The sequence below is a fragment of the Binatus sp. (SeqCode) genome, from assembly GCF_036522015.1.
Classification (GTDB): Bacteria; Desulfobacterota; Binatia; order Binatales; family Binataceae; genus Binatus.
In genome coordinates, this window is record NZ_DATDGQ010000388.1 from 1 (window position 1) to 7,671 (window position 7,671).

Sequence of the window (7,671 nt, forward strand, 5' to 3'; positions counted from 1 at the left end):
CGATTCGAGCGTCCTATCTAGTTAGCCGCGCGCTCGTCAACGCGGATTCACTGAGCCGCTTCATGCTCGGCCCCGGAGAAATCAAGGGACGCGACGTGCGTCGCCGCAAACAAATTTCCGATGCGGTAGCCGCGCAAGTCCGGCGCCTGCACGAATCCGGGATCTATACGCGCGATCTGCAGGAAACCAACATCATGGTCGAAGACAGCGAAGCCGGCGGCTTCAAAGTTTATTTTATCGATCTCGAGGATTTCCGCCGCGCTGCGAAAGTCTCATGGGATCGCAGAATGCTGAACCTCGTGCATCTCGATCGCAGCATCGGCCGATTTCTCTGTCGCGCCGCGCGGCTCGATTTTCTTTATTCCTACCTGGGGCATCGGCCGGACCGCGCGGCCGCCCGCAAGTTAGTTGCCGAGGTCGCAGCGGCGCGCGAGTCGATCGATCGCCGCAAGCGCCGCAGCGTGCCGGCCACGGACCGCGTCGTGGCGCCGCTGGCCGGGGGAGCCCCCTAGTGGCTTTCTCGATTTTCAGCCGCGAGTTCGACCATCACACCGAGCAGGTCCACGCCGCCGGCGGAAGCTGGGTGCGCGACGTGATGCTCGGGCTGAACGATGGACTGGTCGCCTCGTTCGCAGTCACCTCGGGCGTCGCGGGTGCATTTGTCACGGGCAACGCCGCGATGATGGCGGGCTTGTCGGAGATGCTTGGCGGCGCAGTCGCGATGGGCCTCGCGGCGTTCATCTCGGCGCGTTCGCAAATCGAATTCTATCAAAGCGAGATCGAGCGCGAGCGCGACGAAATCCGCCGATGGCCCGACCGCGAGCGCGAAGAGATCAGCAGCATCTATCGCAACAAGGGATTCACCGGACCCCTGCTCGATCAGATCGTCGCGCACATCACTTCCGATCCCGAGCGATGGAGCAACGTGATGATGCGCGAGGAGCTGGGCTTCAACGTTGAATCGTTCGACAGCCCAATCCGCTCCGCGGCAGCCGTCGGGCTGTCGTATCTGTCAGGCGCCGCGGTGCCGGTGTGGGCGTACATCTTTTTTGAGCCCGGGCGCGCACTGGTCGTGTCGGCCATCTCAACGGTTGTCGTGCTGTTCGCAGTCGGCGCGTTCAAGACGATCATCACCAGCCGTTCGTGGTGGCGCAGCGGACTCGAGAGCATGTTGGTCGGAGTAGCGGCCGCTGGTGCGACTTATATCGCGGGCCGCATGTTTGCTGCGCGCTGAAATACTGCGCGCGTCACGCTTCGACTAATATGTCGTCGCCGTCGGCCTTCACCGGGTAGCATCCCAACTTGACGCTGGGGTCGTCGAGATTCGCGCCCGTCGTGATGTCGTACTCCCAGCCGTGCCACGGGCAGACGATCGTGGTGCCGTCGAGTTCGCCCTCGGCGAGCGGGCCGCCGCGATGCTTGCAGGTGTTGTCGATCGCGAAGAACTTTCCGCCCGCATTGAACAGCGCGATCTGTTTGCCGCCCGCCTCGACCAGCTTGCCACTGCCATCGGGTATGTCCGCAACCGTCGCGACTTTTATGAAGCTTGCCATTGAGAATTGCCTCCGCTCAGGTCGTGTACTCCGCGTTGATTCGCACGTAGTCGTAGCTGAGGTCGCAAGTCAAAATCGTCGCGGTCGATTTGCCCAATCGCAGATCGAGGCGCACCGCGAATTCGCGCGCCTTCATCGCGGTGCCCGCGTCGGACAATGCGTCGGTCAGCAGTCGGCCGTGCGCTGCAACTTTCACTCCGCCGATCCACAGTACCAGCTTGTCGGACTCGACATACGCCCCGGACGATCCAGCAGCCATCAGGATTCGGCCGACATTCGGATCGCATCCGAAGAACGCGGTCTTCACCAGCGGCGAGTTCGCGATCTGCCGTGCAGCACGTTCCGCATCGGCAACCGTTCGAGCGCCGCGCACCTCGACCGTGACTAACTTGGTCGCGCCCTCGCCGTCGCGCACCAACTCGCGCGCGAGCGCCGACGAGATTTCCTCGACCGCGCGATCGAATACCGCCTGATCGCGCGCGCCGAATGCGCGATTTTCCGCCGCGCCACTCGCCATAACGATCACCGTGTCGTTGGTCGACATATCGCCGTCAACCGTAATCGCATTGAAGCTCGTCGGCAGCGCCGCCTTAAGCGATTTTTTCAGGGAAGTGGGAGCGATCATCGCGTCTGTAACCAGGTAGCCAAGCATCGTCGCCATCTTCGGAGAGATCATGCCGACGCCTTTCACCGCTCCGGCCAGCGTGATCGTCTCGCCCCCGGCCTTTAAGGTTGTCGAGGCGATCTTGGCGCGCGTGTCGGTCGTCATGATCGCATGCGCAAAATCCGCGAGGCCATCTTCACGCAGCGAACGAACCGCATCGGTCGCACCGCTTTTGAACTTCTCGAAGTCGTAGAGGTGGCCGATCACTCCGGTCGACGACGGCACGACGAGCTCCGGCGCGCATCCGAGCAGTCGCGCGACTTCCGCACATGAATCGCGCGCGAGCCGCATCCCCGCTGCGCCGGTGAAGCTGTTCGCGCAGCCCGAGTTCGCGACGACCGCCTGCAAACGGCCGGACTTGACGCGATCCGCCGTCACATAGACGGGCGCGGCTTTGACGCGATTCGCGCTGAACACCGCCGCTGCCGCAGCCGGGCGATCGGCGGCAATGATACCCAGGTCGAGCGCCCCGGCCTTCGTCTTCAGGCCCGCACTGACGCCGGCGAATCGAAATCCGCGCACGGCGGCGGGCTCGAGTACGACTTTCATCTGAGCGAGTAGCGCCGCGTCACTTGCCGTGGCAGCGCTTGTATTTCTTGCCCGAGCCGCATGGACATGGATCGTTGCGCCCGACTTTATTCTCTTCGCGCTTCGCCGGCGCTGCAGCCTGAGTCTCGGTCTCGCCGCCGTGGCTCATCACGACGCGCTGCGGCTTGGGCTGCTGAATCTGCTCGACGTCCTGCTGGCGCTGCACCTGGACCGAGAAAACTTTCTCGACCACGTCCTGCTGCATCACCGCCATCAGCGCTTCGAACATCGTGAATCCTTCTTTCTGGTATTCGACCAGCGGATTCACCTGCGCATAGCCGCGCAGTCCGATTCCCTCCTTCAGATGATCCATCGCGAGCAGATGGTCTTTCCAAAGCGAATCGAGCGTCTGCAGCATCACGATCTTTTCGATCTGCCGCATCGCCGGTTCGGTGAACTCGGTCTCGCGCTGATCGTAAAGCTGATGCACGCGCTCGGAACCGATCTCGATTAAATCGTCGGAGCCGTGGATTGCCTTGCCCTCGATTTCAGTCTGCGCGTTGAAGCCCGGGCGGAACTTGAACTGCTTGAAGAATGCGTCGTCGATCGCCTTCCAGTCCCATTCCGCAGGATCGATTTCGTTGTTTCCATGCGCGTCGGCGATTTCTTCGACCAGCGCGTCGCACATGTCGAGCACGTCGTCCTTGAGCGACGCTCCGCTGAGCAGTTCGCGCCGGCGATGGTACACCACCTCGCGCTGCTTGTTCATGACGTCGTCGTATTCGAGCAGATGCTTGCGGATGTCGAAGTTGTGCGATTCGACTTTCTTTTGCGCGTTTTCGATCGCGCGCGAAATCCATCGATGCTCGATCGGTTCGTTGTCCTCCATCCCGATTTTGCTCATCAAGCCCTTGAGCCGGTCGGCGCCGAAGATGCGGAGCAGGTCGTCTTCGAGCGACATGTAAAATCGCGATGAACCGGGGTCGCCCTGGCGTCCCGAGCGGCCGCGAAGCTGGTTGTCGATTCGTCGCGACTCGTGCCGCTCGGTGCCGAGGATGTGCAGGCCGCCGGCCTCGAGCACTTTCTCGCGCTCGCCCTTGCACTGCTCGACGTACTTCGCGAGCGCGGCCTGGAAATTCGGATCGGACGGTTCCTTGGTGCCGGCTTCCGCCGCCGCCATGAACTCCGGATTGCCGCCGAGCACGATATCGGTGCCGCGCCCGGCCATGTTGGTCGAAATCGTGACCGCGCCGAAGCGGCCGGCCTGCGCGACGAATTCCGCCTCGCGCTCATGATTCTTCGCGTTCAGCACGTAATGCTTGACGCTGGTTTTCTTGAGCTTTTCGGCGACCCGCTCTGATTTTTCGATCGAGACTGTGCCAACCAGCACCGGCTGGCCGCGTTCGTGACAGTCGCTGATTTCCTCGATCACGGCGTCGAACTTTTCGTCTTCCGTTTTATAAACGACGTCGTGATTGTCGATGCGGATCATCGGCTGATTGGTCGGAATCACCACAACGTCAAGGTGGTAAATTTCCTTGAACTCGACCGCTTCCGTGTCGGCCGTGCCGGTCATCCCGGACAGCTTCTTGTACATTCGGAAGTAGTTCTGAAACGTGATGGTCGCGAGCGTCTGGTTCTCCGACTCGATCTTGACGTTCTCTTTCGCCTCGACCGCCTGATGCAGCCCGTCGCTCCATCGCCGTCCCGGCATCAGCCGCCCGGTGAATTCATCGACGATGATCACCTCGCCTTCCTTGACGACGTAATCGACGTCGCGCTTGAACAGCGTATGCGCGCGGAGCCCCTGGTTCGCGTGATGAAGCAGCAGGATGTTGCGCGGGTCGTACAGGTTCTCGACGCCGAGCAACTGCTCGACCCGCGTCACGCCGTCTTCGGTGAGCGACACCGTGCGCATTTTCTCGTCGATGGTGTAGTGCTCTTCGGCTTTCAGGCGCGGGATCACCCGGTCCACAACATAGTAAGTGTCGGTCGATTCCTCCGAAGCGCCTGAAATGATCAGCGGGGTGCGCGCTTCGTCGATCAGGATCGAATCGACTTCGTCCACGATCGCAAAGTTATGCTCGCGCTGGACGTAGTCCTCGATGTTGAACTTCATGTTGTCGCGCAGGTAGTCGAAGCCGAACTCGTTGTTCTGGCCGTAAGTGATATCGGCCCGATACGCGATCTTGCGCTCCTGATCGGGCACGCCGTGGACGACGACGCCGACGGTCAGCCCGAGAAAATTATAAATGCGCCCCATCCATTCCGAGTCGCGCCGCGCCAGGTAGTCGTTGACGGTGACGACGTGGACGCCGCGTCCCGACAGCGCATTAAGAACGGCCGGCAAAGTCGCGACGAGAGTCTTACCCTCGCCGGTTTTCATCTCGGCGATTCGCCCTTGGTGCAGGATCATCCCGCCGATCATCTGCACGTCGAAGTGGCGCTGGCCGATGGTGCGCTTGGAGGCCTCGCGCACGACGGCAAAGACCTGCGGCAGGATTTCGAGCATCGCCTCGTCGCGCTGCTCGCGGTCTTCAATAGCACTGATGTTCGCCTTCCATTCGGCGATTTTGGCGCGCAGTTGGTCGTCGTTCAGCGCCGAGATCTCGGGTTCGAGCCGGTTGATCTCGTCCACGTCGGGACGGAGCCGTTTGATTTCGCGTTCGTTCTTCGAGCCGAAGATTTTTCGCGCTACGAGGGAAAAAGCTGAAGCCATCTTATATGAGCAATTTAACCATGAAGTTAGAAGTTAGATTCGGGACGTAGTGCGATCGCCAAGTTTAGCTGGAAATCATCTTATCGTGAAATCGGTGCGTTAGAAGAGTGCCGTTCCTAGCGCTCGATACGGACGGCGGAATCGACTTGCGGGCCGAGGAAGCGCCGGCCGACGCGGACGAAGCGGTCAGGCGTTTCGGTGACAAAGAAACTCTGGCTGCCGTCGGCGCCGCGCCGGGCGAGTTTGAGAGTTCGCAGCCGATCGCGCACGTCGGCGGCGGTCGCGGTTGCGGAGTCCACGATTTTAACGCGCGGTCCAAGAATTCGCGCAAACATTTCGCGCAGCAGCGGATAATGCGTGCATCCCAGCAGCAGCGTGTCGATGCCGCTCTGCTTGAGGCTCTCGAGGTAGTGCGCGACGGTCAGTTCAGCGACCGCATTGTCGGTCCAACCCTCCTCGGCCAACGGCACCAGCAGCGGGCAAGCGCGCGTGTAGATTTCAGCGCGCGGACTGAGCCGCTGGATGGCGCGCGTGTACGCCCCCGATGCGATCGTCGCCTCGGTGCCGATGACGCCAATCTTGCCGTTGCGCGAGGCTTTGGCAGCCGCGCGCGCGCCTGGCTCGATCACCCCGATCACGGGCACCATAGTGTCCGACGCGATCGCGTCGAGCGCGATGGCACTGGAAGTGTTGCAGGCGACCACCAGCATTTTGATTCCCTTGGCGAGCAGGAAGCCGGTGTTCTCTTTCGAATATCGAACGATGACCTCGTTGGATTTCGTGCCGTAGGGAAGACGCGCCGTGTCGCCGAGATAGATGAAGTCTTCGCCGGGCAAAGCCGCAGTCAGCGCTTTCAGTACCGTGAGTCCGCCGATGCCGGAATCGAACACGCCGATCGGCCGGTCGATCGCCGCGCGCGAGCTGCGAAGATTCCCGTTCGAAGCGGCGATCGAGTTTGGGCGTGCAGCAGATTTTTTTCGGGACGGCATTTTATCCGCGCGCGAGGCGCTCGCCGATTGTAGCCGCTTTGGCAGGCGCCGCGCCAAAGACGTGCTCGTGGACGCTGGCTGGTTCCATGCACAAGTACGCGGGAATTTCCGCGCCGGCTTTTTTGAAACGATCTACGAGCGAGCCGTAAAGACTCAAGCGCAAAGGAGTGAAGGCGCGAAAGCGGCCGTCGGCGGCGAGCACATCCTCGCCGCACAGCATCGGATCGGCAGGGAAACGACTGCGTGCGGCGCCGCGAAGGCGGGGCGTCATTCGGAGTCCGCCCATGCTGATGAATGAAATTTGTTTGGGCGGAACTACTTCGAGCAGCTCATCGATCAATTGCAGGTAGTCGCGCTCGGCGTCGAGATACGCAATCAACGGATCGAAATGAAAGGCCACGCGATATCCGGCGTCGAGCACGGCGCGCGCCGCCGCGATCCGTGCCGCCGGCGAGGCGGTGAGATGCTCCGAGCTTCGATAGACGGCATCAGGTGACAGCGTCCACGAGACGAGCACGCGTCCGCGCGGATCGAGGTCAAGCAGATTTTCGATTTCGTCGGTCTTGGTCTTGAGTTCGAGCGTCAGATTTTCGCGCGAGGCAAAAAAATCGATCAGATCGCGGCTTATCCCGGTAATCGAATCGAACGCGAGCGAATCCGCCAATTCACCGGTGCCGACGCGAAAAGTGCGCCCGTGAGCATTGGCGCAGAGGCGATCGAGCTCGTCGAATGAGTCGGTGAAATTCGCATAGACCTGGAAAGCGGGATTGTCAGCAAGATATTCCTGCAAGAAGCAGTACGAGCAATCCATTGGGCAGTTCGACGCCAGCGTCAGCACGAGGTATCCGCAGCAGGCGAACTTCGAGGAACCCGCGGGGCACGGCATCAGGAACGGCGTCTTGCGGCGCGCGATCAGGAGGCGGCGCTTGCCGGCCCCGAAGGGATCGATCACTCCGGATGCGGGCCGGGCGGCCTCGCGCGTTTCGTTGTCTCCGACATGCGTCACGGGCACGTCGCGCGGAAGCGCACGAAGGACGCGCGTCGCCAACGCAGAGTCGGCGCATCCGTGTTCGATGAACACGGAGTCGAGATCAAATTTCATCGCTTTCACTTCTTACCGCCGAGCATTTCAATAATCCGCGTCAGCGCCGGTCGCTTTTGATCGAGTGCGTCGAGCAGATGCGCCAGTTCGTCGCCACTTCGCGCCCGAAATGAAAC

Annotated in this window: 7 protein-coding genes; 2 read left to right on the top strand and 5 right to left on the bottom strand. The window is 61.4% G+C overall.

Annotation, left to right across the window (positions count from 1 at the left end; all coding sequences use genetic code 11):
* Together VIW95_RS16425 and VIW95_RS16430 are read left to right on the top strand one after the other, a co-directional pair.
* Positions 1–512: lipopolysaccharide kinase InaA family protein (locus tag VIW95_RS16425; RefSeq protein ID WP_331588541.1), on the top strand; the 512-nt coding region annotated here is incomplete at its 5' end.
* Positions 512–1,234, top strand: coding sequence for a VIT1/CCC1 transporter family protein (locus tag VIW95_RS16430; RefSeq protein WP_331588543.1), 723 nt, complete (start codon positions 512–514; stop codon positions 1,232–1,234). The genes VIW95_RS16425 and VIW95_RS16430, both read left to right, overlap by 1 nt.
* A gap of 13 nt (positions 1,235–1,247) precedes the next feature.
* Here the strand turns inward: VIW95_RS16430 and VIW95_RS16435 are convergent, their stop codons facing one another.
* The 5 genes from VIW95_RS16435 to VIW95_RS16455 form a co-directional block, all read right to left on the bottom strand.
* Positions 1,248–1,553: a Rieske (2Fe-2S) protein gene (locus tag VIW95_RS16435; protein ID WP_331588545.1), complete on the bottom strand. Its 306-nt coding sequence runs from the start codon at positions 1,551–1,553 to the stop codon at positions 1,248–1,250.
* A gap of 16 nt (positions 1,554–1,569) precedes the next feature.
* Entirely contained in the window at positions 1,570–2,766 is a 1,197-nt protein-coding gene (gene argJ / locus VIW95_RS16440) for a bifunctional glutamate N-acetyltransferase/amino-acid acetyltransferase ArgJ (protein ID WP_331588547.1), read from the bottom strand.
* A gap of 19 nt (positions 2,767–2,785) precedes the next feature.
* Positions 2,786–5,464: a preprotein translocase subunit SecA gene (gene secA, locus VIW95_RS16445; RefSeq protein ID WP_331588549.1), complete on the bottom strand. Its 2,679-nt coding sequence runs from the start codon at positions 5,462–5,464 to the stop codon at positions 2,786–2,788.
* Positions 5,465–5,580: 116 nt separating this feature from the next.
* Positions 5,581–6,453: a glutamate racemase gene (gene murI, locus VIW95_RS16450; RefSeq protein WP_331588551.1), complete on the bottom strand. Its 873-nt coding sequence runs from the start codon at positions 6,451–6,453 to the stop codon at positions 5,581–5,583.
* A gap of 1 nt (position 6,454) precedes the next feature.
* Positions 6,455–7,555 (bottom strand): SPL family radical SAM protein, encoded by a 1,101-nt coding sequence (locus tag VIW95_RS16455; RefSeq protein WP_331588553.1) that lies wholly within the window; start codon positions 7,553–7,555, stop codon positions 6,455–6,457.
* Positions 7,556–7,671 lie beyond the last annotated feature (116 nt).

What these genes read in the sequence shown, in the direction of transcription:
- argJ (WP_331588547.1), bottom strand. Translation starts at nt 2,766, where the DNA reads ATGAAAGTCGTACTCGAGCCCGCCGCCGTGCGCGGATTTCGATTCGCC.
- VIW95_RS16455 (WP_331588553.1), bottom strand. Translation starts at nt 7,555, where the DNA reads ATGAAATTTGATCTCGACTCCGTGTTCATCGAACACGGATGCGCCGAC.
- secA (WP_331588549.1), bottom strand. Translation starts at nt 5,464, where the DNA reads ATGGCTTCAGCTTTTTCCCTCGTAGCGCGAAAAATCTTCGGCTCGAAG.
- VIW95_RS16435 (WP_331588545.1), bottom strand. Translation starts at nt 1,553, where the DNA reads ATGGCAAGCTTCATAAAAGTCGCGACGGTTGCGGACATACCCGATGGC.
- murI (WP_331588551.1), bottom strand. Translation starts at nt 6,453, where the DNA reads ATGCCGTCCCGAAAAAAATCTGCTGCACGCCCAAACTCGATCGCCGCT.